At 66.6% G+C, this 25,812-nt stretch carries 19 protein-coding genes; 2 read left to right on the plus strand and 17 right to left on the minus strand.

Annotated elements, in window-relative coordinates; genetic code table 11:
- Positions 1-64: 64 nt before the first annotated feature.
- From EO156_RS01160 to EO156_RS01215, 11 genes are all read right to left on the minus strand, one after another.
- Positions 65-3,058: a TonB-dependent receptor gene (locus tag EO156_RS01160; RefSeq protein WP_016849141.1), complete on the minus strand. Its 2,994-nt coding sequence runs from the start codon at positions 3,056-3,058 to the stop codon at positions 65-67.
- 289 nt (positions 3,059-3,347) lie between these two features.
- The gene (locus tag EO156_RS01165) at positions 3,348-3,779 is read right to left on the minus strand and encodes a hypothetical protein (protein ID WP_003489387.1); all 432 of its coding nucleotides are present in this window, start codon (positions 3,777-3,779) and stop codon (positions 3,348-3,350) included.
- A 160-nt stretch (positions 3,780-3,939) separates the two neighbouring features.
- Complete coding sequence (gene hrpB, locus EO156_RS01170) at positions 3,940-6,441, minus strand: ATP-dependent helicase HrpB (RefSeq protein WP_029827840.1); 2,502 nt, start codon at positions 6,439-6,441, stop codon at positions 3,940-3,942.
- A 1,060-nt stretch (positions 6,442-7,501) separates the two neighbouring features.
- Complete coding sequence (locus EO156_RS01180; protein WP_003489391.1) at positions 7,502-7,975, minus strand: DUF1456 family protein; 474 nt, start codon at positions 7,973-7,975, stop codon at positions 7,502-7,504.
- A gap of 165 nt (positions 7,976-8,140) precedes the next feature.
- On the minus strand, positions 8,141-8,500 hold the full coding sequence (gene uraH / locus EO156_RS01185; RefSeq protein WP_016851532.1) for a hydroxyisourate hydrolase: 360 nt from the start codon (positions 8,498-8,500) through the stop codon (positions 8,141-8,143).
- Complete coding sequence (gene hpyO, locus EO156_RS01190; RefSeq protein WP_016851531.1) at positions 8,470-9,891, minus strand: FAD-dependent urate hydroxylase HpyO; 1,422 nt, start codon at positions 9,889-9,891, stop codon at positions 8,470-8,472. The genes uraH and hpyO overlap by 31 nt, the downstream gene beginning before the upstream one ends.
- Complete coding sequence (uraD, locus tag EO156_RS01195; RefSeq protein ID WP_011050225.1) at positions 9,888-10,379, minus strand: 2-oxo-4-hydroxy-4-carboxy-5-ureidoimidazoline decarboxylase; 492 nt, start codon at positions 10,377-10,379, stop codon at positions 9,888-9,890. Before uraD ends, hpyO begins: the two co-directional genes overlap by 4 nt.
- Entirely contained in the window at positions 10,376-10,771 is a 396-nt protein-coding gene (hpxZ, locus tag EO156_RS01200; RefSeq protein ID WP_011050226.1) for an oxalurate catabolism protein HpxZ, read from the minus strand. Before hpxZ ends, uraD begins: the two co-directional genes overlap by 4 nt.
- Complete coding sequence (gene puuE, locus EO156_RS01205; RefSeq protein ID WP_016851530.1) at positions 10,768-11,658, minus strand: allantoinase PuuE; 891 nt, start codon at positions 11,656-11,658, stop codon at positions 10,768-10,770. The genes hpxZ and puuE overlap by 4 nt, the downstream gene beginning before the upstream one ends.
- Positions 11,655-12,911: an alanine--glyoxylate aminotransferase family protein gene (locus EO156_RS01210; protein ID WP_016851529.1), complete on the minus strand. Its 1,257-nt coding sequence runs from the start codon at positions 12,909-12,911 to the stop codon at positions 11,655-11,657. Before EO156_RS01210 ends, puuE begins: the two co-directional genes overlap by 4 nt.
- Positions 12,901-14,172 (minus strand): allantoate amidohydrolase, encoded by a 1,272-nt coding sequence (locus EO156_RS01215; protein ID WP_033483000.1) that lies wholly within the window; start codon positions 14,170-14,172, stop codon positions 12,901-12,903. Before EO156_RS01215 ends, EO156_RS01210 begins: the two co-directional genes overlap by 11 nt.
- 431 nt (positions 14,173-14,603) lie before the next feature.
- Here EO156_RS01215 and EO156_RS01220 point away from each other — a divergent pair, with 431 nt between their 5' ends.
- Positions 14,604-15,497, plus strand: a complete 894-nt coding sequence (locus tag EO156_RS01220) for a LysR family transcriptional regulator (RefSeq protein WP_016849533.1) — start codon at positions 14,604-14,606, stop codon at positions 15,495-15,497.
- Between the two features lie 318 nt (positions 15,498-15,815).
- The gene (locus EO156_RS01225; RefSeq protein WP_016849534.1) at positions 15,816-17,015 is read left to right on the plus strand and encodes an MFS transporter; all 1,200 of its coding nucleotides are present in this window, start codon (positions 15,816-15,818) and stop codon (positions 17,013-17,015) included.
- A gap of 316 nt (positions 17,016-17,331) precedes the next feature.
- On the opposite strand, the gene gvpU is transcribed toward EO156_RS01225, so the two are convergent.
- The 6 genes from gvpU to EO156_RS01255 all read right to left on the minus strand — a co-directional run bounded on the left by gvpU (position 17,332) and on the right by EO156_RS01255 (position 25,791).
- Positions 17,332-17,790, minus strand: coding sequence for a gas vesicle accessory protein GvpU (gvpU, locus tag EO156_RS01230; RefSeq protein WP_003489409.1), 459 nt, complete (start codon positions 17,788-17,790; stop codon positions 17,332-17,334).
- 223 nt (positions 17,791-18,013) lie between these two features.
- Complete coding sequence (locus EO156_RS01235) at positions 18,014-19,594, minus strand: gamma-glutamyltransferase family protein (protein ID WP_016849535.1); 1,581 nt, start codon at positions 19,592-19,594, stop codon at positions 18,014-18,016.
- Positions 19,594-21,054 carry an AtzE family amidohydrolase gene (locus EO156_RS01240; protein ID WP_029827843.1) on the minus strand — a complete coding sequence of 487 codons (1,461 nt, stop codon included), beginning with the start codon at positions 21,052-21,054 and terminating at the stop codon, positions 19,594-19,596. The genes EO156_RS01235 and EO156_RS01240 overlap by 1 nt, the downstream gene beginning before the upstream one ends.
- A gap of 485 nt (positions 21,055-21,539) precedes the next feature.
- Positions 21,540-22,655 (minus strand): nucleoside hydrolase, encoded by a 1,116-nt coding sequence (locus tag EO156_RS01245; protein ID WP_026006785.1) that lies wholly within the window; start codon positions 22,653-22,655, stop codon positions 21,540-21,542.
- A gap of 151 nt (positions 22,656-22,806) precedes the next feature.
- Positions 22,807-24,351, minus strand: coding sequence for an adenosine deaminase (locus EO156_RS01250; RefSeq protein ID WP_016848814.1), 1,545 nt, complete (start codon positions 24,349-24,351; stop codon positions 22,807-22,809).
- 126 nt (positions 24,352-24,477) lie between these two features.
- The gene (locus EO156_RS01255) at positions 24,478-25,791 is read right to left on the minus strand and encodes an NCS2 family permease (RefSeq protein ID WP_026006784.1); all 1,314 of its coding nucleotides are present in this window, start codon (positions 25,789-25,791) and stop codon (positions 24,478-24,480) included.
- Positions 25,792-25,812 lie beyond the last annotated feature (21 nt).

Genomic DNA, 25,812 nt, shown 5'->3' on the forward strand with positions numbered 1-25,812 from the left:
GCTGCATAGCGCTGTATGAGCTGATCTCAAGCGCAGAGTGGCAAAACGTCGCCTGCACCCAGACTCAATAATCGAAGCTCACGCTGACCCGAAGCGAGCGCGGCGCCTGCCGCACATTTGCCGCACCATACAGCGGATCCGGCTGTCCTGGATCCAGTTCCGAATATGGATAGCGCCACAACGCAGTTTGCGTATTGAACACGTTGAATACATCCAGATTGAAACCGAGCTTGCCATCGGCAATGTCGGGACGGTAGGCAAGGCCCAGGTCCAGTTGCGTCATCGTCGGCAGGCGACCCTGGCTGCCAGGAGGTGCGGGTTGGCCCTGGTAGTAGTGATAGGCGATGCCGTAACCAGCCGGATCTTCGGAATTGGGACCGTACGAGCCGAGCGGGCTGAACGGCGCGCCGGTGACCACGGCCAGGTTCGCCGACACCAGCCACTGCGGCGAGAGCTGGTAATAGCCGTACACCTTGAGCTGATGGGTGTGGTCGTTGCTCTGCGGGCCGTTGGTATGCTCCATCAGCTGCGCGTAATCCCAGGCCTGAGATGTCGCCACCGCAGTCTGCCCGATGTTGGAGAGCAGCTGACCTTCGGTGGTGCCATAGCTGCGTGAGAAGGTGTAATCGACCTTTGCGTACCAACGGCTGTCGAAGGGATGCTCCAGCGACAGATTGAGCGCGTAGTAGTTGCGCTTGAAGGCGGGCATGCCGAGCTCGGCATTGTTCAGCGGCACGCTGACGTAGTTACCGCCGGTGTCGACCAGGGTGAAGGTGTTGGCCTTGCCCGGATTGATCAACCAGCAGCTGACCGGATTGCTCTGCTTGGTGACGTTGTAGCCCAGCGCATCGGACTTGGCCAGGACCGCATCGATGTCGCAGTAGTCGTCCACGCCGCTCCGCAATAGGCGGTAGGTGGCTTTGGCGCCGTACACCCAGCTCTCGCCCAGCGTTTTGGAAAAGCCCAGAATGAATTCGTCCTGGAACGAGGGCTTGATGCCGGAGGTGGCGACGGTCTTCGGGTCGGGCAGCACGCCGTAATTGTTGTTGGACGATACCGCTTGCGTGAACTGGGTCAGATCGGTGGGGTAACCGTTGGCATCGATGCCGCCGTAGGTGTAGTACGTGGATGTTGCCAAGGTGGCGCCGGCCGCGTTGAAGGCCGGATTCAGCGGCAGCGCCAGGTAGTAGCGCCCGGCATTGCCGAACACCTTGAAATGCCCATCGCCATCGACGTCCCAGCTGAAGCCAAGGCGCGGTGCCCATTGCCCGCTGGATTGCTTGATGTAGGCATCGCCATCGCGGTTGTAGTTGGTGAATTGGTCCAGTCGCAGGCCCAGATTGAGCAACAGCCGGTCGCTGACCTGCCAGTTGTCTTCGATGTATTGCGCGCGTTGCGCCGAGCGTACCGAGGCCAACGCGCTGGAGATGTATCGGCGCACGTAATAGCCGTCTTCGCCGTTGACGATGCCGCCGGTGGCCGGCACGCCCAGGCCGGTATTGATCGGCACGTTGGGGTTGGATTGCCCATAGATCCAGTAATAGCCGTCGCCGGAGGTCACCGAGCCGCGATTGAGCGCGCGTGCGTTCTGGTTGTCGATTCCGGCAGTGATCGAGTGCTGGCCGATGACGTAATTCAGATCCAGTCGCAGGTTGTCGGTACGGTTGCCGCGATCCGGGTCGACCAGCAGCGAGGTCGTCTGCGCGTTGGTGATCGGGTTGCCGCCGTTGAGTGCGGGATTCTGCAGCGAGGTGTTGGACAGATAGGTCAGCGAGCCGTCGTAGGCGGGGTTGCCGACGTAGTCATCGGTTTTCATCTTGCCGTACAGCGCACTCACGGTGAGGCGGTCGGTGAGATAACCGGTGTATTTGGCGCTCCACAGATTGCCGCCGGTCTTGGTGGTGTCGTCCTGGCCGCGCAGGCTGCCGCGGGTCAGCGCAGCGTAATCGTAGTTGTAGATGCTGCCGCGATACACATTGCGGCTGGATGCGCCGGTGAGTTCCAGCAAGTGATTGTCGGTGATGTTCCAATCCAGTTTGCCGTACCAGCGCGGGCGGTCGTATTGATAGCCGGTGTCGGCGTTGGTGTCTTCCACGCTGTCCAGTTCGCGGCCCTGGCGACGCTCCAGTTCATAGGAGCCGAACACGAACAGCTTGTCCTGGATCAACGGGCCGCCGGCATACACGCTCTGGGTGGACACCCATTGCCGGTCCTGGCTGTCGGGGCGGTACAAGGCGCCGTTGGCCGGGTAGCGCACGTCGTCCTTGTCGGCGCGCGTGGATGCAGGCTCCCAGAGCGCCTGACCACCGAAATGCCATTCGTTGGTGCCGCGTTTGCCCACGGCATTGATCACGCCGCCATCGGAGCGGCCGTACTTTGCGCTGTAGCCGCCGGTGTAGATTTCCTGCTGATCGATACTGCCGTAAGGCAAGGTCAGGCCACCCAGGCCTCGGAGTGGGTCGGTGGTGTTGAAGCCATTGATGTAATACGCGTTCTCCGCAGCAGAAGAGCCGCCGAAGCTCACCAATTGCTCGCCACTCGGGCCGCTGTAGGTCCCGCTGCCGCTATTGCCGACTACACCCGGTGCCAGCTGCGCAATCGCTTCGGCCGAACGGCCCAAGGGCAACCGCCGCAGTTGTTCGGCCGTAATGACGGTGCGCGAATCCACGGTGGTGACGTCGATCGCCGCTGCTGCGCGATCTGCAGTGACGCTGACGCCATCCAGTTGGGTCACCGCGCCGAACGACACGTCGGTCGTGGTGCCCACCGTCAGCGTCACCGCCTGGCGCGAGGTCAGCACATTGCCAGCGGCATCTTTGGCCACGACCGAATAGGTACCCAACGGCAATTGGCCCAACGCGTAGCGGCCGCGTGCGTCCACCTCGACCTCGCGGGTCAGCCCGGTATCGCTGCGTACCGCAATGCGTGTGGCCGATGTCGGCGCCTGGCCGGCAATGCTGCCGGTGGTGGATTGTGCAAACGCCAACGGCGATGCACTGGCAAACAACAACGCCAGCGCGAGCGCGCTAGGCCGTAACGTGGGAGAGAGAGCCGTCATGAACCATCACTTCTGGAGATCGGGGAAGTGGGAGCACATCGGCCACAGACACACTGTGATGTTCACACTGCGATGTATGGCGCTGGTTGCGATGTGATCCCCGCGGCTATTAATTACCGCGCAACCCGCTATTCAGAAATGCAGTGTTGTCATGTCGCTAGATCTAATCGCTATGGCAGTTCCTGCGGTTTGTCAGACGCTGACATCAATGCATGGATTGCATGCATGCCATAAACGACAACGCCACGGCGCAGGGCCGTGGCGTTGGGGGTCCGCTTCGGATGTCGGCTTATTCGATGCCGTCGCTCGGGGTCACTGCACCGCGGCGCTGGTAGGCGGCACGCCGTGCATTGGCATTGCTGGCGTGCTCGCGATCCAGGCGATGCACGTTACCGCCGAGCACCTGCTGATCGCGCTGACGCTTGCGGTACACCGCATAGCCGATCAGGCCGAGCCCTGCGACCGCGGCAGCAACCGTGACGGCCGGGTTGCGCTTGACCAGTTTGCTGGCAGCCTTGCCACCGGTGCGCACCGCACCGAGCGCGGCACCGGTCTTGAGCCATTCGCTTGCGCTCGGTCCGAAATGACGCAGGCTGCTGCCGGCGTTGCGTGCCTGATCGCCCGCGTTGGACGCGGCGTGACGCAACTGGTCGCCTGCAGTGCCGGCCAGTTCCAGGGCACGCTCCAGGGCGCGTTCGGTGATCACAGTCAGCTTGCTCATCGGAGGCGTTTCCTTTCTGAGTACGTGATCTGCAGTCTGTGCGCTGATGCGTATAGGCGGCGTTAGCGGAGCTGGGTGCCGTTTGGCTTACGGTTAGGTAGCGCGCCGCGGGAGATTTCGAGCTCCCGTCTGTTTCACCGCCGCTGCGGGTCCATGCGTTTCAGGTGCCACGTGGTTTTGCTCTGTGGGTGGCTGCAGCGGTCCAAGGGTCGTCTGGCCACGGATGCCTCGGATACCGCCCCTTCATCTCTTTTTTTACGTCCGGATACGTAGTCGCCCAGAAACTCTTCAAGTCCTGGGTCACCTGCAGCGGCCGCCCGCCGGGGGACAGCAGGTGCAAGGTCAACGGGATACGGCCGTCGGCGATGCGTGGGGTTTCGGCTAGGCCGAACAGTTCCTGCAGCTTGACCGCCAGCACCGGCGGTAGCGGTTGGCCGGCGTGGTCGAGGGCATAGCTGATCGGTCGCTCCATGCCGGAGGGCACGCTGATGCGGGTGGGCGCATGGCGGTCGATCGACTGGCGGCGCTCCCAGGGCAGCGCGCTCTTCAGCGCTTCGCCCAGGCTGGCTTCATCCAGCGCGTCCAGTCGGGTCTTGCCGGCGAAGGCCGGGCGTAGCCAGGTGTCCAGCGTCTCCAGTAGCGCTGCATCGGAGAGATCGGGCAGCGCCAGCTCGGGCATCCATCTCCGCAACGACTGCACGCGTGCGCGCCACTGCTGCAGGTTCTCTGTCCACGGCAGGGCGTCCAGGCCGAGTTGACGCACTGCGTCGGTGAGCGCGCCTGCGGCATGCGCCGGATCGACGCGGCCGGCTGGGCGGCTGTCGAGCACGATACGGTCGAAGCTGGATTGGCGGCGGGCGACCAGCGCGCGCTTATCGGCGTCCCACTGCACCACGTCCTGCTGCACGAAGCGCTCGGGCAGGCTGCGACGCAGGTAGGCTTCGTCCACCGGCGCGGCGCGCAGCAACAGCGCATCCTTGGCTTCGTAGCGCAGCTCGCTGGCCACCAGCCACGGTTCGCCGCGCAGATCGCTATGGTCGAACAGGCGCGCGCTGCGGCCGTTGGCGAGCAGGTAGCGCAGCGGGTCGGCGGGGTGGCGTGCGGCGATGCGATCGGGGAACGCATGCGATAGCAGGTCGCCGAGTGCGTGCGCTTCGACGCTGGACGGCGGGACGCTGTCGCAGCGCAGCCGGCGGCGCCATTGTCTGGCGGCGCTGTCGATGGCAGCCAGGCCACCGCGATTGGCGTCGGCCGCGCTGCGGCCCTGACGAAATGCCGCCAGCGCCCGCCAACGCGCGGCCAGCCCATCGCCACCCTGGCGCAGGGGATCGCGTGCTTCCAGCAGCGCGGCCAGGTCGCAGGCCAGCGCGACACGCGTCGCCTCGCCGGCCTGCGCCAGCATCGCCGCCAGGCGTGGATGCGTGCCCAGCGCGAGCATGCGCCGGCCGAGCGCGGTGATGCCGCCGCTTGCGGTGAGCGCGCCCAGCCGCTGCAGCAGCTCGTGCGCGGCGGCCAGCGCGCCACTGGGCGGCGCATCGACAAAGCGCAGCGCGCTGCTGCCCCAGGCGGCCAGTTCCAGTGCCAGGCCTGTCAGTTCCACTTGCGTGATTTCGGCGCGGCGCTGCGGCTCCAGCCGTTGCGATTGCGGCCACAGCCGGTAGGCCCAGCCGCTGGCGACGCGCCCGGCGCGGCCGGCGCGCTGGTCGGCCGAGGCCTGGGCAATGGCCGCTACGTCCAGCCGCGAAAATCCGCTGTTGGGGTCGTAATGCGGCTCGCGCGCCAGACCGCTGTCGATCACCACGCGTACGCCAGGCAAGGTGACCGACGACTCGGCTACGTTGGTGGCCAACACCACACGGCGGCGGCCTTGCGGGTCGGGCTGCAGTACCTGGCTTTGCGCCTCCACCGACAGCTCGCCATGCAGCGCCAGCACTTGCACCGCCGGATCCAGTACATCTTGCAGTGCGCCATGCACCCGCGCGATCTCGCGTTGGCCGGGCAAAAACACCAACACATCGCCGGGATGTGTAGACAACGCGTGCTCCACCGCGCGGCGCGTCTGCGGCTCCAGCGCTTCGTCGCGGCGCGCCGGAAAGTGCGCGATCTCCACCGGGAAACTGCGACCGGCGCTGCTCAGCCGCGGCGCTTCCAGAAAGCCGGCCAGGCGTTCGCCATCCAGCGTGGCCGACATCGCCACGATGCGCAGGTCATCGCGCACTTGCGCCTGCACATCCAGCGCCAGCGCCAGACCCAGGTCGCCGGCCAGATGACGTTCGTGGAATTCGTCGAACAGCAGCACGCCGACGCTTTCCAGCATCGGGTCGTCCTGGATCAGCCGGGTCAGGATGCCTTCGGTGACGACTTCGATGCGGGTGCGCGCGGAGGTCTTGTTCTCGAAGCGGATGCGATATCCCACCGTCTCGCCGACCGGCTCGCCAAGCTGGCGCGCCATGAACTGCGCCGCGCTGCGGGCCGCCACGCGGCGCGGCTCCAGCATCACGATCTTGCGGCCGGCCAGCCACGGCGCGTCCAGCAGCGCCAACGGCACCTGGGTGGTCTTGCCGGCGCCGGGCGGCGCTTCCAGCACCAGCCGCGGATGCGCGGCGAGACTGTCGCGAATCTGCGGCAATAACGGGGAGATCGGAAAAGCGGGGTCGGTCATGCGCGGGAAGGATACGGGCTGTGGCACGCTGCGGCGACGAGCTAGAGCGTGTTATGTACGTTGAGGTGAGTGCGAAGCGTCCTGTGGCGCGTCGAGACAAGGCGTGCGCTGCGGCCCAGGCTTGGCCGCCTGGGCAAGGCGCGCAACGCGGTCTCGGCGCGCCACAGGGCGCTTCCCGGAGGGTTGGCGGCCAGCGGCGCCGAGTGCGCGCCGCGCGGCTTGGTTTGGCGCCAGCCAAGCCGGCGCCGCGCAGCATCCGCTCCGCACCGCTGACGGCCAACGCATCTCATCTCAACGTGCATAACACGCTCTAAGGTGCGGCTGGGTGGCAACACGCACCGTGTGGGGTGCACGTTGCCGCCATCAGTGGATGGATGCACCTGCGTCAGGCGGATGCAGTGCAGGCTGTGCGTGCAGTGTCATCCATTCCCTGGAAGCGTCGGCGGCGAGACATCGCCCTGGGTACTGTTGCCGACGCATGTCTGCAAGCGCTGGTCGCGCTCGCGTTGCGTGCAGGGCGTTCCAGTGCACCGGTCATCAGGATCGTTGCGCCGGCCAGCCTGGAGCGGAAGCGCTGGGAATCGAAGCACCTCATGCATTGGCGGGTTCGCAGGTCCTGTCGCACGCTCGCTGCGTCGAGGGCGTGGTGCCCTCACCGCGCGCGGGACACGCCGTTAACCCATCCGTGGGGGCTCGATGGCGGCATCCATGCCGCCAACGGTCCCGCAATCGGTGAGGGCACCGCGCCGGACAGTCGGCTGAGGGTTTGTCCGAAAACGAAGGGCGCAGCGCAAGACGAGTGCTGGTTGCTTATTCAACACGCTGCGTACCGACCAACGCGACTGTTCCTTGCCCGCGTGCCGTCGCGGGACCTTACGCGCACGTACTTGCAGCGTGTCCGCGATGGTGGGCGGGCAAGGGCCTGCAGCCAAGCTTCAAATCATCCGCTCTATGCGTGATCCAAACCGCGCAGGCCACTGTCCTCGGTGAACACGACAGCCGTACGTCGCATGGCATCGTCGTCAGACCGGCCGAGTCGGCCAAGCGCACCGCTCAGACGTCAACCGGCTTCGCGCATCCGGGCGGTCAGGCCCTTGAGGAAGGCGCGCAGCAGCTGGTCCCCGCAGGGGCGGAAATTCTTGTGGCCGGGTTGGCGAAACAGTGCGGAGAGTTCCGGCTTGGACAGCGGGAAACCGGCGCTGGCGAAGATGGCGTGCATGTCGACGTCCTTCAGTTCGAAGGCCACGCGCAGCTTCTTCAACACCAGGTTGTTGCCGACGCGGGTTTCCAGCGGGCGTGGCGGCTGGCTCTCGTCGCGGCCGCGGAAGCGCAGCACCAGACCGTCGAGAAAACGCGCCAGCATCGCATCGGTGCAGGGCTCGAAGCCCGGCTCGTCTTCCTTCTTCAGCCAGGCCTGTACCTGCGGCTTGTCGAGCGCGAACTCGGGGTCGGCCAAGTGGGTGATGTCCACCACCTTGTCGTCGCTGAGGTCGAGCATGTAGCGGATGCTGCGCAGTACATCGTTGTGGATCATGACCGTTCCGGTGCCCCGGCCTGTCGCCGGAAAGCGGCCATTCTACGGGGCTTGAGTGAAACCGGTCTGACACTGTGCGCAGGGGACTACGGCGCCGGCAGTGCGAGGGAAGCGCAGACCGTGAAGAAGGGTCCGAACCGCTTGCGCTGCGGCAATATGCAGCGCTCAGCTGCCGCGATAGGTGGAGTACCCGTACGGGGAGAGCAACAGCGGCACATGGTAGTGGCCGTCTTCGGCGATGCCGAAGGCGATCGGGATGCGGTCCAGAAACGGCGGATCGGCCAGCGCCATGCCGGTGGCCTGCCAGTAGCGGGCGAGGTCGAATTCCAGCCGGTAGCGGCCGGGATGCAGCGCGAGCGCGGCCAGGTCCGGGCAGCGGCCGTCATGGTTAGTGACGCCCTCGAAGTGCAGCGTGTCGCCGGCGAACAACCGCAGCGGCACGCCTGCGGCGGGGCGGCCGCTGGCGGTGTCCAGCACGTGCGTGGACAGCGTGCTCATGCCACCGCCTGAGCTGGCTGCGGCCATTGGCCGACGAATTCGGGTTGGTCGTATGCCAAGTATTGGTCGACGATGGCCTGGCGGTCGTCCAGGAACAACTGGTCGGCCACCGCGCGCGCCAGCCGCGGCAGTGCGACCTTGAGCCCGGACAAGGCCGCGGCCGAAGGTCCGTGGTTGATCAGCGCCGAATAGTTGAATGCGAACAGGCCGTGCAGCAGCGCGGCATCGTCGGGCGTGCGCGGCAGCAGTTCGAAGCCAGGTCCCAGATAGGGATGTGCGTCCAGCACCGGGTTGGCCTGGCCCGACGGCGGCTGGTAGCGGTCGCCCCAACAGGCGATGCGCCCGGACAGCGCGGCCAGTTCCGGCCGCAGCTGCGGATCGGTGACCAGGCCGGTGGCGATGGCGAGAAAATCGAAGCGGTGTTCGCGCTGCGGCGTGCGCACGACGATCTCGCCATCGCGTTCGGCCACGTCCAGCCATGGCGCACCCAGATGCAGTGCGAAGCCGGCATGCGCACACGCGCGCTGGAAGGTGTCGTTGGTCGGCGGTTGGTTGTGCGCGAAGAAGCTGGCCATCATCCGATACTTGTCTGCATCCGGCAGCGCCAGAAAACGCGGAATGATGCCGGCCTGTTCCATGTGCCGGAACGGATTGATGCGTGGCAATTCGGTGCGGCGCACGAACACCTCGGCACTGGCGACGCCTTGTTCCAGCGCAAAGCAGGCATTGTCGAAGGCAGAGGCGCCGCCGCCCAGAATGCCCACACGCTTGCCGGCCAGTGCGGCGAAATCGATGTGGCCGGACGTGTGCGCGTAGCGATGCGCGGGCAGGGCGCGGCTGATCCACTCGGGCACGACCCACTGGCCCCCGCCCTGAATGCCGGTGGCCAGAATCAGCTTGCGTGCGAGCAGGGGGGCGCCCATCGCCAGATGCAGGCGATGGATACCCGGTGCGAGGTGCGGCTCCACGCGGACCACGCGGGTGGCATTGCGCACCGGCAAGCGCAGCGTTGTGCGATACCAGCGCAGATAATCCATCCAGCGCGCGCGCGGAATCTTGTCCAGCGCGTCCCAAGCGGCGCTGCCGTACTGCGCCTCCCACCACGCGCGAAACGTGAGCGATGGCACGCCCAGATCGATCGAGGTGATGTGCTTGGGCGTGCGCAAGGTCTGCATGCGCGCGTAGGTGACCCACGGGCCTTCCTGGCCAGCCGGGTTTTCGTCGATCACCAGCACGTTGTGTACACGCTCGCGTTGCAGCGCGAACGCCGCGCCCAGGCCGCTCTGGCCGGCGCCGACGATGATCACGTCGTAGACGTGCCCGCTCGGATGCACGCGCGGTTGCACCCAGGCATCGCCGCCGTGGGCTAGGCATTGCAGGTCGTGGGCGAGGGTACGTTCGAGGTGGGCCAGGCTCATGACAGTGCCTCCAGGCGCAGGTGAACGATCTTGCCGATTTCGGCGATGGCGGTGGCGATCTCTGCATTGCGCGATGCATCCAGACGCTGCTCCAGCGCGGCCAGAATGCCGGCCTTGTCGTGCAGCCGCACGCAGATCACGAACGGAAATCCGAAACGGTGGCGATAGGCCTGATTGAGCGCGTGGAAGCGCTTGAATTCGTCTTCGTCGAGCCGGTCCAGCCCTGCCGAAGCCTGCTCTGCGGCCGATGCGGCAGTGAGCGTGCGGTCGATCGCGGCCTTGCCGGCCAGCTCGGGGTGGGCGCGGATCAGTGCGACCTGATCTTGCGGCGATGCGTCGTAGACAACCTGCATCAGGCCGCGATGCACATCGACGAACGGCCGCCGACGCAGCGCACGTTCCACCACCCACGGCGAGTGCTCGAACAAGTCGCGGTAGCGCGCCATGAAGGCGGCATCGTCCAGCCCGGGGTCGTCGACCACGCTCATGCGTGCGTGCCTTGCAGCGAGACATGCGCGGCCACCACCTTCCAGCCGTCGGCAAAGCGCACCCAGCTCTGGCTCTGCCGACCGCGCGCACTGCTGCCCTCGCGAATGAACTCGGCATGCGTGGTGGCGAAATCGTGGCCGAAGCCATGCACCTGCACATGCGCCAACTGGCGCTGCGGCGAACCACCGCGGCCGATGCGAAATGCGCGGATCGCATCGATGCCGTACAGCACTTCGCCCACGCCATAACGCACCGTGCTGGGCGCTGCATGAAACAGCGTATCCATCGCGGCGATGTCGTCGCGCATCAACGCTGCTTCGTAGGCATGGAAGGCGGCAGTCACCTGCGCGATCACCTCGGGCAGATCGATCTCGGAGGCTGCAATGCTCATGCCGGGTGCACCTGCAGCCAATGGCGCGCGATATCGATGCGGCGCGCAATCCAGGCATCGCCGCTGGCCAGCACATGGTCCACAAAGCGCGCCAGCGCCGCCGCGCGTGCCGGCTTGCCCACGATGCGCCCGTGCAGGCCGATCGACAGCATGCGCCCGCCTTCGCCGCGCAACTGCTCGAAGCTGTCGCGCAAATAGCGAAAGAACGGCTCGCCATCGGCAAAGCCGTTGTAGGCGACGAACTTCATGTCGTTGGCATCCAGCGTGTACGGCACGATCAACTGCGCGCGGCCATGGCGGCCGTCGTAATACGGTATATCGTCGGCGTAGCTGTCGGCGTCGTAGACAAAGCCGCCTTCTTCGGCAATCAGGCGGGCGGTGTTGGGGCTGGTGCGACCCTGATACCAACCCAGCGGGCGGCTGCCGGTGACGCGCGTATGCACGGCGATGGCCTCGGCAATGTGCGCGCGTTCGGTGGCCTCGTCCACGTGTTGATAATCGATCCAGCGCAGACCGTGGCTGGCGATTTCCCACTGGGCCGCCTGCATCGCGGCCACCGCATCCGGATTGAACGCCAATGCCTGCGCCACACCGAAGACGGTCACCGGTACGTTGCGTGCGGTGAACAGCCGATGCAGCCGCCAGAAACCGGCGCGGCTGCCGTATTCGTACAGGCTTTCCATTGCCATGGCGCGCGCACCGGCGTGCGCTTGCGCACCGACCATTTCGGACAGGAACGCCTCAGACCCCGCATCGCCATTGAGCACGCAGTTCTCCGCGCCTTCTTCGTAATTGACCACGAACTGCACTGCGATGCGCGCGCTGCCGGGCCATTGCGCCGCGGGTGGCGTGGCCCCATAGCCGAGCAGGTCGCGCGCAGCGTTCATGCCTGCACTTCCGCGTGCCAGGCGGCCAGTGCCGCTTCCACCGCCAGGCCGTGCGTGCAGGCATAGCCTTCGGCGCGCAGTACCGCCTCCAGCGCGGCCAGGGTGATCAGCACCTTGTGCTTCATGGCGTTGTAGCCCATCGCGCCAATGCGCCAGATCCTGCCCTGCAGCGGGCCGAACGCCGTACCGATCTCGATCTCGAAATCTTCGCGCATGCGGCGGCGTACCGCCTCGCTGTCGATGCCGGGCGGAATCACCACGCCGGTGACGTTGGTCATGCGATGCGCATCGTCGCCGAACACCTCCAGCCCCAACGCGCGAATGCCGGCGCTGACCGCGCGCCCGGCGGCCGCGTGGCGCGCGAAGCGTGCATCCAACCCTTCCTGCAGGGCTACGCGTGCGCATTCGCGGGCGCCGTACAGCATGGTGGTGGCTTCGGTGTGGTGGTTGAGGCGCTTGTCCGACCAGTAATCCATGATCATCGCCAGGTCGAAATAGTTCGATGCGATGCGCGGGCCGCTGCCGTTGGCGATGTCGGCGCGCACGATGCCGCGTTCGACATGTCGGCGCGCGAAGATCGCTTCTGCGGCGCGCTCGGAGACGGTGATCGGTGCCGAGCCGGATGGCCCGCCCAGGCATTTCTGCAGGCCGCCGGTGACCACGTCGACGTCCCAGCGATCGCTGGCGATGGGCATGCCGCCGATGGTGGCGGTGGCGTCCACATAACTCAGTGCACCGGCTGCGCGGCATAGTGCGCCGACGCCATCGAGCGGCTGCGCCATGGTGGTGGAGGTGTCGCCGTGTACGGTGGCCACCAATTTGGGCGCGACGCGCTTGATCGCCTCGGCAATCGCGCTTAGCGGCAACACCTGTCCCCACGGCGCATCCACACTGTGCACGTCGGCGCCGAGGCGGCCCAGGATTTCGGTGAGCAACAAGCCGAAGCGACCGAAGTTGAGCACCAGCACGCGCTCGCCCGGGCTGACCAGCGACACCAGCGCCGCTTCGATACCGGCGCGCGCGGTGCCATCGACCAGGAACGTCCAGCGGTTCTCGGTGCCGAACAACGGCCGATAGAGCGCCATCACCTCGTTCATGTAGGTGGTCATTTCCGGGTCGAACTGCCCCAGCAGATCGGCTGCCATCGCGCGCAGCACGCGCGGATGCGCATTGACCGGGCCCGGACCCATCAACAGGCGCTGCGGGGGATCGAGTTCGCCGAAGGTATGCAGCTGACGCAGATCAGGTGACAAGGGGATCTCCCAGATGGTCGATGAAGTGGCGCATGGCTGCCAGCGCGATCTCGACATCGGCCGGATCGACATGTTCGTCCGGATGATGGCTGATCCCGCCGGCGCAGCGCACGAACAGCATCGCAGTCGGACACAGCGCGGCCATCACCATGGCATCGTGGCCCGCACCGGAGACCAGTTGCCGCGGTGCGATGCCTTGCGCGGCAACCGCCTGTTCCAGCCGCATGATCAGTGCCGGGGCGCAGGGGCTGGCGGCCAGCGTCTGCAGTGGCTCGATCGCGATGGCGATGCCGCGGTGGATGGCGATCTGCGCCAGTGCCTGTTCGATCTGCTGCACGGCCGCATCGCGGCCTGCATCGCTGCCGGCGCGTACGTCCAGCGAGCAGTCCACACGCCCGGGCACCACGTTGGTGGCGCCGGGCGCCACCTGCAGCTTGCCGACCGTGGCGACCAGGTCGCTGCTGCCTGCGCGGGCGATACGTTCGATGGCCAGCAGCGCTTCGGCTGCGGCGCTCAATGCGTCGCGGCGCAGCGCCATGCTGGTGGTGCCGGCGTGCCCGGCGCGGCCCTCGAAGCGCAGCGCGAAGCGTCGCTGCGCGGCGATGGCGCTGACGATGCCGAGCGGCAATCCTTCCGCTTCCAATACCGGGCCTTGTTCGATATGCGTTTCCAGATACGCCAGCACGCTGCCCGGCGCGCGGGCAGCGTGCTGCACGTGGGCGATGTCCAGGTTCCACTCGGCCAAGGCACTGGCCACCGTGATGCCGGCGGTATCGGTGACCGCCAGCGTGGTGGGGTCGAGCGTGGCGGCCACCGCGCGGCTGCAGAACATGGACGCGGGAAAACGCGAGCCTTCTTCGTCGCCGAAGGCGATGACCTCGATGGCGAACGGCAGCCGGCGCCCATGCGCATGCAGCGCCGCGACGCATTCGATGCCGAGCAGGATGCCGAGCGGACCGTCGTAGCGCCCGGCATCGCGCACGCTGTCCAGGTGGCTGCCGATCAGTAGCGCCGGCGCGTCGGCACGCGCGCCTTCGTAGCGCCCGACCAGGTTGGCCGCTGCGTCCAGTCGCACCTGCATGCCGGCCTGGCGCATCCATTCGCTCACCTGTGCCACGGCGGCGCGATGCGCCGGGGTGAGCCAGGCGCGGAACAGCCCGCCGGGCGTGTCGCTGTAGGGCGGCAGGCCCAATGCGTCGCAGCGGGCGACCGCGCGTGCGCCCGAGCTGTGGACGGGTGAGCTGCGTTGTGCGCTCAGCATGGGGTGCCGTGCGGGTGTGTGGTTGCAAAGGAGCTGCCAGGACCGCGATGCGATAAGTGCTGATGCATGGAGCCTCCGCAGGCGGTGTGGAAAGGGGCGGATATCGCCAACGTTGGTCGCCTCGCAATGGCATCAGGTGCTTGCGCGGCAGGGGCGGCGGCCGTCGAATCGACTATACGAACCGGCCCCCGTTACCCCAAAGCGGTTTTTTTAGGGCCGGGAGTTGCAAAAAATGCGACGGCGGCTTAAGGCCGGCGTTTTCCTTCTTCGGTCAGGAGAAGGGCCCCGAAGGGGCGGAGGAGGGGGTGGCAGCATCGAGAATGCTGGCCGGCCGTACCCTCACCCCAACCCGTCTCCCGCAGAAGAGGGCTTTGGGATCCCTTTTTCACCGGCTGCTACAGTCATGTGGATTCCATGAAAGAGATTCACCAATGGCGCGCGACAACTTCAAGGAACTGCTGGCGCTGATCGCCATCGTTCGCGAGGGCAGCTTTACCCGCGCTGCCGCCAAGCTGGGCGTTTCGCAGTCGGCGCTGAGTCACACCATTCGCGGGCTGGAAGCGACGCTGGGTCTGCGCCTGCTGACCCGTACCACACGCAGCGTGGCGCCCACCGAAGCCGGCGAGCGGCTGATCCAGACGGTGGCACCGCGCTTTGCCGAAATTGAAGAGGCGCTGTCTGCGCTCGGCGAAATGCGCAACACGCCCGCAGGCACCGTGCGCATCACCGCCACCGACTACGCCGCGCGCGCGATCCTGTGGCCCAAGCTGTCCAGGTTGCTGCGCGACTACCCCGAGATCAAGGTCGAGATCGTGGTCGACAACGGCCTGACCGACATCGTTGCCGACCGCTACGACCTGGGCGTTCGGCTGGGCGACCAGGTCGAAAAGGACATGATCGCCGCGCGCATCGCACCGGACATGCGCATGGCCATCGTCGCCGCGCCGTCCTATCTCGAACGTCGGCCCATCCCCAAGACGCCGCAGGACCTCACCGCGCACAGCTGCATCAACCTGCGCATGAAAACCGCCGGTGGCATCTACGCCTGGGAGCTGGAAAAGAACGGCCGCGAAGTCATCGTGCGCGTGGATGGCCAACTGACCTTCAACGGCATCTACGAAGCGCTGGACGCGGCGGTGGATGGCTTCGGTATCGCGTTCGTGCAGGAGGATCTGGCGCGCCCGCATATCAAGGCCGGGCGGCTGCGCTGGGTAATGAAGGACTGGTCGCCGACCTGGCCGGGCTTGCATGCGTTCTATCCCAGCCGCCGCCATTCCTCGTCCGCCTTCAACCTCGTCGTGGATGCGCTGCGCTACAAGGGTTGAGGGATCCGCGCCAGGCAGAGGCGCTCGACGCAGGCACATCGTTGATGAGTGGGCCTCATAAGCCCGTGCGGATCGGCCATCTTTATCGCTGCCCACGGCCTGCGTAAGCTGCAACACACCCAGCACGCACACGCCCGAGCCGCAGCACCGGTTGCTGCATTGCGCCCGTGGTGCGTGGCTGCGCTGGCAGGTCGATGCAGTGCATCGCTGCCGCCTGCGGCGCATCCCTTCCGGACACCAGGTGTGCTATCGAGCGCGGCGTCAGCGCGCTTGCGGCGTGGCGTTCGTCTCGCATTCCACTTCGCACAAAGGCTCCACATGCAAGCCAGTTCGCTCGCTACCGATTCAACCTCGCGCACCGCACCCGTCGCAACCCGCCAGACCTGGAGCGCGGTCGGCTCGATGTCGCTCTGCGTTGCGCTGCTGATCGCTTCCGAATTCATGCCGGTCAGCCTGCTCACGCCGATCGCCTCCGATCTGCACGCCAGTGCCGGCATGGCCGGCCAGGCGATCTCGATTTCCGGCCTGTTCGCTGTGGTCGCCAGCCTGCTGATCGCACCGCTGTCGTCGCGCTTCAACCGGCGCCATGTGTTGATCGCGCTGACCGGGGTGATGCTGTTGTCGTTGCTGTTGATCGCCAATGCGCACAGCTTCGCAATGTTGATGGTGGCGCGTGCGCTGCTCGGCATCACCATCGGCGGCTTCTGGGCATTGTCCACCGCCACGGTGATGCGCATCATGCCCGAGCATGCGGTGCCCAAGGCGCTGGGCATCGTGTTTATCGGTAACGCAGTCGCTGCTGCATTCGCCGCGCCGTTGGGCAGCTATCTGGGCGCCAGCATCGGCTGGCGCGGGGTGTTCTGGGGCATGTTGCCGTTGGTGGCGCTGACCATCGTCTGGCAATGGCGCAGCCTGCCGTCGATGCCCGCGCAGGGCGCCACCTCGCTGGGCAGCATCGTCACCTTGTTGAAGCGTCGCTATGTTGCGCGCGCCATGCTCGCGGTAATGCTCGGATTTGCCGGTGCGTTTTCTGCGTTCACCTACTTCCGCCCGTTTCTGGAAACCGTTGTGCAGGTCGATGTATCGCACCTGTCGTTGCTGCTGCTCGGCCTGGGCCTGGCTGGATTCGTCGGTACCTCTGCCGCCACCGCGTTAGTGCCGAAGCGCTTGTTCACCCTGCTCAGCGTGCTGCCGGTCGCGCTGGGTGTAGCGACCATCAGCATGCTGCTGGCCGGTCACCTGGTGTGGGCCGTGGCAGTGGCGATGATTGCCTGGGGCACGCTCAACTCGGCGATGCCGGTGGCTTGGTCCACCTGGTTGAGCCGCTGCGTCAAGGACGCACCGGAAAGCGGCGGCGGCCTGATGGTTGCCGCAATCCAGCTCTCCATCATGCTGGGCGGGGCCGCAGGCGGCGTGCTGCTGGATCATGTGTCGATCGGCGCCACCTTTGTCGGTGCCAGCGTGTTGCTGCTGGCCTCGTCACTGGTTGCAGGCCGGGGCGATCGTTTGCAGCCGTGAGTGATGGCGATCGCAGGATGCGGCGCGCATTGCGTGGGCGTCGGCACGTGCCACGTAACGCCGCCAGAGGCAGTGCTTGGCTATCTCTGGCGGCGCACACCCAAGGTGTCTATGTCGGTATTGCCGCATGGCCGGTGCTGCTGCCATCGAGCAGCGCCGGTCTGATGCCGAGAGACAACGGAAGACGCTGGCGAGCGCACCGTTCAGCAAACGCAAGCGCGTGTGGCTGTTGTGCCGTCGTGGCCTACCTCTGGCGCTATCTCCAACAGTCCGATCTGAGGTGACGAGCACCTCGCACCAATGGGACTTGTCAGGCTCAATCCGCCGACAGCGAGCCAAGGGTGAAGCCGGAGACGGCATTGACCTTGCCGCGCCAGAGCACCCCACGGTTGCTGGGCAGGGGCTGGCCGCCGGGCGAGAAGCAACGCGATTCGATCAGGTGGATGAACTGCGGCGGCGTGCTGCTCTGCTGCGTGTCGTCTTCGGAGTCGTAGATGCTGGCGTGGCTGGCAAACGCGCGACGAATATCCTCTTTTTCGTCGGCACCGCCCGGATAGGCAGCAGAGAACTCCTGCGCGAACGCCTCGAAATAGCGCTTGCCGCTGACCAATTGGCCGGAAATGACGATGCCTTCGACAAACAGCGTGACGCCGAACTGCACGTCCGAGGTGTTGGCAATGCCGACCAGCTTCTGCAGATACCAATCCACGCTCTGGCCATCGAACGCCAGCTTGACGTCTTCCAGCGAGGGTTGATATTGATCTTGCTCTGTCATGTTGCTCTCCTTTAAGTGGATTCAACGACGCGTTAGCCGTCACGCAGATGTGGATGGCTCGCCCTTGGCGTGCTTAAGCATGGCACACGGACCGCCAAAGTTGCCGTGGTTGGGTTCGCTACGAAGGCTTCCGCACGACGGTCTTGCGACACATGGACGCTTTCATCCGGTGCGCGCCCATGCGCGCGTGGGGCGAGTGGCCGTAGCGGAACGACCGCTGCGGTCACCATGCCGCCACCGCCCCATCCGAGCGCGGATCGCTGGCACCACTCAGGACGCCATCTCGCTCGCGCACCAAGGCACCTGCATGACCCATCACCGAGCTATACGCCGGCAGCAGTTCCACCGCATGCCCGGCGTTGCGCAGGGCCTGCACGACTGCCGGGTCGAAGCGGTTTTCCAGCTTCAACGACGTGCTGTCTTCGCCCCAGGTGCGGCCGAGCAGCCAGCGCGGTGCGCTGACCGCCTGCTGCAGCGGCATGCCGAAGCGGGCGTAGCGAGAGAACACCGCGGCCTGTGTTTGCGGCTGGCCTTCGCCGCCCATGGTGCCGTAGGCCATGACGCGGCCGTCGTCGAAGGTGGCCAGCGCCGGGTTGAGGGTGTGGAAGGGCTTGCGCCCGGGGGCGAGCGCGTTCCAACCATCGGGGGCGAGGCGGAAGCTGCAGCCGCGGTTCTGCCAGGTGATGCCGGTGCGCGGCAATACCAGGCCCGAGCCGAATTCGAAGTAGGTGGACTGGATGCAGCTGACCGCGCGGCCGTGCGCGTCGATGGCGCCGAACCAGACGGTGTCGCCGGCCTGCGAGGGCTGTGGCCACGGCAATGCGGCGCTCATGTCGATGCGTGCGGCGAGCGCATCGAGTGCGGCGCTGTCGTCGAGCAGCGCTTGCGCGTCGAGCGTCATCCAGGCCGGGTCGCCCAGGTGTGCGTCGCGGATCAGGAACGCCTGCTTGCTGGCTTCGATCAGCCCGTGCAGGTGTGCGTGGCCGTCTGCGCTTCCTACCTTCAGGCGATCGAATAGCGCCAGGATCAACAGCGAGGCGAGCCCCTGCGTGGGTGGCGCGTGGTTGTAGAGACGCGCGCCCTGGATGACAACCGATAACGGCACGCTGGCGTCGGCGCGATGGGCGGCAAGATCGTGTGCGCTGAGCGGGCTGCCGAGTGCGTGCAGATCTGCAGCGATGTCGTGGGCGAGCGAACCGCGATAGAAACCCTCCAGCCCTTCGTCGGCGAGCCGCTGCAAGCTGCGCGCCAGTTGCGGCTGCTGCAGTAGTGCGCCCTCCTGCAATGGAGCTCCGTGCGGCTCGAATATCTCGCGATAGGCGCCGGGTTGCGGGCGCAGTTCTGCGCCCTTGCTGGCGGCAATCTGCGCGCCGCCCAGCGTGACCGGCACGCCGGCGCTGGCGTGATGGATCGCATCGCTCAACAGGCGTTGCAGCGACAAGCTGCCGTTTGCCTGTTGCAGGGCCAGCGCCCAGCCGGAGACGGTGCCGGCCACGGTATTGGCCGCGCCTGGCCCGCGCCACGGAATGTGGGCGTGGCCACGATAGAAATCCAGTGTTGCCGCCTGCGCCGCGCGGCCGCAGGCATCAATGGCATGCACGCGGCCATCGGGTTCGTGGATGAGCCAGAAGCCATCGCCGCCGATGCCGGTCATGTGCGGGTAGACCACCGCCAGGCAGGCGGCGGTGGCGACGGCCGCTTCGATGGCAGTGCCACCGTCGCGCAAGACATCGCGTCCAGCCTGTGCGGCAAGATGATGCGGTGCGACCACCATGCCGCGGCGCGCGCGCAGGGTCTGCAGCATCAGCGTGGCTCCGGCGGCGGGCTGAAGGCGAGCAGGCCGTCGCGCTCGAGTTGCGTGGCCAGCGCAAACAGGCGGTCTTCACGGCCGGGCGCGGCGATCAGTTGCACGCCCAGTGGCAGGCGCCCGGGACGCGGCAACGGTGCGGCCAGCACCGGGCAGGCGGCCAGGCCGAGTGGCTGGGTGAAAATACCCAGATTCGCACGCGCGGAGACGGGCAAACCGTCGATCTGGATGGTGTCCTGGTCGATGCGTGGCGCCACGCAGGGAGTGGCCGGCGCGATGAGCACATCCACCTGATCCCACAGCGCGTGCATGGCATCGGCAAACCACTGCGCGAAGCGGTGCGCATCGGCCACCGCGCTGGCAGGCAGCTGCAAGCCGGCAAGCAGGCGGTCGCGGGTGGCCGGGTCGAACTGCGCGCCGTGCGCGGTGAGCGCGCTGCGGTGACGATGCCCGCCCTCGGCAGCGGTCAGGACGAAGGCCGCGGCGCGTGCGCGTTCGGCCTCGGGCAGGTCGATCGACGCAAGGCTGTTGCAGGCGGCGAGCAGGGCCTGCAGCCCGGCCTCCAGATCCGGATCCAGATTGCGCTGGAACCAGCCGCCCAACCGCGCGACGCGCAGCTTGCCGGCATGGCACGAAGGCAGCGGCTGCCCGCGCAGTACGTCGTACACGCAGCGCAGGTCGGCCACCGAGGTGGCGAATGGGCCGACCACATCCAGTGCATCGACAAAGGGGAACACCCCATCCAGGGGCACGGCGCCGTGCGTGGGACGCAGGCCGTAGATGCCGCACAGCGCGGCCGGCACGCGGATGGAGCCGTTGGTGTCCGAGCCAAGCGCGAACGGCACCAGCCCGGCGGCCACCGCTGCCGCCGAGCCGCCCGATGAGCCGCCCGCCAGGTGCTGGTCATCGTGCGGATTGGCAGTCGTGCCGTAATGAGCATTGACCGTGGCGAAGCCGTACGCGAATTCGTCCATGTTGGCGGTACCCACCAACACTGCGCCGGCTTCGCCGAGCCGTTGCACCACCGCTGCATCGCGGCTGGCAGGCGGGCAATGCGCACGCACTGCGGCGCCGGCGGTGGTGACCTGCCCGGCCACATCGAACAGGTCCTTGACCACGAATGGCACGCCGGCCAACGCGCCACCGTCGCTGCCACCGGCAAGCGCAGCCTGCACGCGCGCGGCATCGGCCGCGGCACGCGCAGGCAGCAGGCGGGTAATGGCGCACAGGCGGTCGTTGGCCTGGTTGATGCGTGTCAGCGTCTGGGTGGCCAGTCGCGCGGCCAGTGTGGGCTGGCTGCGCGTAGTGCTGACGATGGAGGCGATCTGGCCGCGTGGGCCGCCGCCCTCATGCGCCGTTGCAGGCGGCCCATGGAAGGTGGCCAGCAGCTGCGCGTGCCCGCGCAGCACTTCGGTATTGCGATCGACGCCGGCCTGCCACTGCGCTGGGAGTTGCATGGATCACCTGTTGGGGAGCGGGGATTTGGGGATTGGGGATTTGTGATTCGAGCGTTTGCTTGGTTGCTGGGAGTACGGGGTCTGCACACAGGGCCTGCTGATACCTTGGGTGATGACGCAACGCTGAAGGGGAATGCGCGAAATGTTGAGACATGCGCCTGCATTGCAAAGACAGCGGATGTGCAGCTTCTATCGCTCGATCTAAGCGCGTAGCGGCGACATGGCGCGTCGTTCTGCCTCATGCCCGGATCGAGCCGCTCTCTCGCAGGGCGAGAAGGCAGGGCTCACGCGCCACCGCCGCGCGTGCATTGGAGCGCCCGCGTCGCAAACACGGGCTGGGGGCGCTGGCGGCGTTGGGCGAGGGTGTCACGGCAGTTGGAGATGTGTCACGCATTTGCTTCCACGTAAAGTGCCGCCTACTCAACCGGCGTCGCAGGGCGACCGGCTATCGCACCCTCATCCGCCCTGCGGGCCCCCTCTCCCCATCAAGGGAACCGAGGTCCCGATGGGCGAAGGGGGAGGGGCGATCCCACTGCCGGCGGCTGTGGCGCGGTGAGGCGGTCGACCAGCAGCTGCTCCACTGCCGGCACATCCACCGCATGCACCACCGTCTGCGCCTGCTCGCCCAGCCCGGGCTGATACCCCGGCGCCCACGACAAGATATCGCCGTACCCGGCATCGAAGGCAGTGTTGGTGTCGACGTACAGCGTTTCCGTATGCCTCGCCAATTCCGGGCGCAGCCACACGGCCGTGGCCAGTTCGTCCCACATCGGAAAGCCCGGCTCGCGGCGGCGCAGTGCGTGGCCAATCGTGGTGTCGGCCGCACTCATGCGCGCCAGCAACTCGGCGGTGAGTTCGGTGGCGGTTGACGGGTCGACCGGCACCATGGTGATCCGGCGCCACGGCGCGCGCATGACGATGCTGGCCGCTTCGGGGTCCCAGCGGATATTGAACTCGCGTCGCGGCGAATTGACGAATTCGCGTGCGAATTGCTGCGCACTCACGCTGTTGCGTTGCTGCCGCGGATTGAGGCTGCCACCCATATAGACCAGCTCGCGCGCCAGCGTGGCAAAGGCCGGGTCCAGCGATTGCGCCAGTGCCAGATTGGTCAACGGGCCAGTGGCAATGATGCTGACCTCGCCCGGGTACTGACGCACCATGCGCAGCATGAACAACGCGGCCGGCTCGTCTGAGGGACGCACCACACTGGGATTGCCCAATGCCAGATCGGGCACCACATCGTGGGCGTGATAGCGCGGCGCGCTTTGCACGGTGTCGCCGTCCACCCAGTGCTTGGTCCATGCGCCTTTCCACACGAGTTTGCCGTACAGCGCTTCCCAGCGTTCGGTGGCCAACTCGCTGTTGATCAGCGGATGCACCGGGCCGGGAAGCACCGGAATCTGCGGATGGCCAGCCAGTTCCAGCAGGCGGCAGGTATGCGCCAGCACCTCATCGCGCCAGATATTGCCGCTGACGGCACTGATACCCAGCACCTCGACGTCGGGCGACTGCAACAGCAGCAGCTGTGCGGGGGTGAAGCCATCGATGTCGTCTTCGAGAATGACGCGGCGTCTGGATGAGGGGAGGTGCGGGTCGGTCATTGCGTTTTTGTCGTGGAAGGTTGAAGGCATTGCACCGGCGATAGAGTGAGGCATCTGTAGGAGCGTGCCTGCGCGCGACGGGGCGTTACCGGTAAAGTCCGTTCGCGCTCGGGCGCGCTCCTACGTGGAATATGTCGTGTCGTTGTCGGCGCTATCTGTGTTGCAGCAACAGCGTGCGCTCGTACTGGGCCAGGTCGGTTTCCAGCTGCCATTGCAGCCGAGCCTTCTCGCTGCCCTGGCGGAATGCTCGACAGGCAGCATCATCTGTTTCGCGCTGCAACGCAGTGGCGCAGACCTGCGCAGCTTTACCGTCGGCATCCCACAGGCTCGCACCCGGCAGGAAGCTGTAGCGCAGGCCATTGCGGGCCAGCTGTTTGAGGGTGGGGTAGTCGATACCCTGTTCCTCCATCGCGCGTTGGTACTCGTGGGTCATGTCCGCACGCGAGACGCCGGCATCGTCGGTGGACAGCACGACCGGCACGCCGGCACGCAGATACAGCGCCAGCGGATGCGCGGCGCCTTTGATGCCCAGGATCACATCGTTGCTGGTGAGGTTGATCTCCACCGCAACCTGTTCGCGTCGCATGCGTTGCAGCAGTACCTCCGCATCGTCTTCGTAGGGTAGATCCACCCCGTGACCGATGCGGCGCGCACCTGCATCCACCGCCTGCCGGATATGCGAGCGCAGCTGCGCCGGCGGCACCAGCCCCAACGCCAGCTCGCCGGCATGCAGCGACAGCGGCACACCGGGGTAGCGCGTTGCGAAGAAGCGGAACATCGCCATATGCCGCGCGTAATCGGCCAACGCCACTGGATTGTCTTCCGGCGCGACGATGTTCAGCGCCACCGCGCGGCTGCCGCCGGCCGCGATCAGCGCATGCGCCAGCGCCATCTGCCCAAACACCATCGGCTGCGGCAGCACGCGCAACACATACGGAACATAGCGGTACTCGACCGTGCAGCCGGGGCGTGCATCGGCCTGGTCGCAACGCAGTACGCGCCGGACCTGCGCGTCGATGTCGGCAAGATCGCGTTGCGCGGCCTGCACCAGCGGCGCCAGGTCGGGCTGCAACGCACGCAGATTGGCGGCATCGTCCTCGCCCTTCCACGGCAGCGACTGCATGCGCTTGGCAGCCTGATCCATCTGCGGCGGGTTGGCGATGATTTCCACATACGGCACGCGGTCGCGTGCGGCCTGCTCCAGCACTGCGGCGACGGTGTCGGCGACACGGGTGCGGACCACCGCATCGAACTTGCCGAAGGTGCTGAAGAACTGATCGTGACCGCTGGGTTGCGCCGGGCCGGGCAGGAAGTTGCGCATCGACAGCGAATTCACCATCCGCCCGTACAGCGCGGCGTTGCGTGCCGCCAGGCCGCGCGCGGACTCCTGACCGGCCCCGCATGGCGGCGCGCGCAGGCTCAGGTCGTCCACTTGCACGCAGGCGCCGTCGTCGCTGGCCCATTGCAGATACGTCTCGGCATACACCGAACCGGACAGGTGGTTATGCAGGTCGCCACCTTTCGGCATGGCCTGTAGCCAGGTGCGTAGCTGCGCCGGCTGCGCGGCCGCCTCACGGAACAACTGCGCCACCTGCTGTTGGCGTTGTTGCGCAGGCGCTGGTGCTGGCCGTGCGTGCACGACGATGGGCAAGCACGCCCATACGCTCAGGACCAGACAGCGACGAAGAAATAACATGCAGGAGACTCGTTTGGAGAGACGGTGGCGTGCGACGGCCGGCGACCGCATAGCTTGCCTGCCAGCGCGACCCGAGGCCACCCACGTGCGCGCCGGTAAGCAGGCCTGGAACAGGTGAGGCACGCATCATTCCAGCGCATAGCGCAGCACGAACAAGCCCGCGATGGTCCAGGTGGCCGGGTGCACACCCCGCCAGCGGCCGCTGCCGAGTCTGAGCGCGGCATAGGTGATGAAGCCGAACGCAAGCCCCGTCGCAATGGAATAGGTCAGCGGCATGGCGAGCATGCAGATGGCGGCCGGCAACGCGTCGCCCACATCGTCCCACTGGATCTGCGTGCATTCGCGCAGCATCACCGAGGCCAGGTAGATCAGGGCTGGCGCGGTGGCGTAGGCCGGCACCATCGCGGCCAGCGGGGAGAACAGCAGGGCGAGCAGAAATAGGGCGGCAACCACCAGCGCGGTGAGGCCGGTACGCCCGCCCACCTGCACGCCGGCGGCGCTTTCCACATAGGCGGTGGTACTGGAAGTGCCGAGCAGCGCGCCGGCCAGGATGGCGGTACTGTCGGCAAGCAGCGCGCGGTCGAACTGGCGGCGCTGCGCGGGCGTGTGCAGCAGGCCGGCGCGTTGCGCCACACCCATCAGCGTGCCGGTGGCGTCGAACATTTCCACCAGCACGAACACCAGCACCACATGCAGTACCGCAGCGAGCGCACCGCCGCCGCCATGGCCGCGCAAGGCGCCGACGATATCCAGCTGCAGCACGGTGGGCGCCAGGCTGGGCGGCAGCGCCAGGACGCCTTCGTAGCGCACCAGTCCCAACGCCAGCGCTGCCCCGGTCACCGCAAGGATGCCGAGCAGCATGGCACCCCGCACGCGGCGCACTTCAAGCACGCCGATCAGCAGCAACCCGGCCAGCGCAAGCAGCGGCTCGGGCCGGTGCAAGTCGCCCAACGTCAGCAAGGTCTGCGGATGCGCCACCACCAATCCGGCCTTCTGCAGCCCGATCAAGGCCAGGAACAAGCCGATGCCCGCCGCAATGGCGCTGCGCAAGGTGGTCGGAATGCCATCCACCAACCAGCGCCGCGCGCCGGTGACGGTGAGCAGCAAAAAGAGGCAGCCGGAAACGAACACCAGCCCCAGGGTCTGCTGCCAGCTGTAGCCCAATGTGCCGACCACGCCGAAGGCGAAGAACGCGTTCAAGCCCATGCCGGGCGCCATGCCGATGGGATAGTTGGCCAGCACTCCCATCAACAGCGAACCCAGTGCTGCAGCCAGGCAGGTAGCCACGAACACCGCGCCGTGATCCATGCCGGTGGTGGCCAGGATGTCGGGGTTGACGAAGACGATGTACGCCATGGTCAGGAAGGTGGTGGCACCGGCCAGCATTTCGGTGCGCACGGTGCTGCCGTTGGCGGCAAGCGCAAAACCGGGCCAGCGCATCAGCATGCGCTCGCGATGCAG

This window comes from Xanthomonas sp. DAR33341 (genome assembly GCF_003992815.1).
GTDB lineage: Bacteria > Pseudomonadota > Gammaproteobacteria > Xanthomonadales > Xanthomonadaceae > Xanthomonas > Xanthomonas cissicola.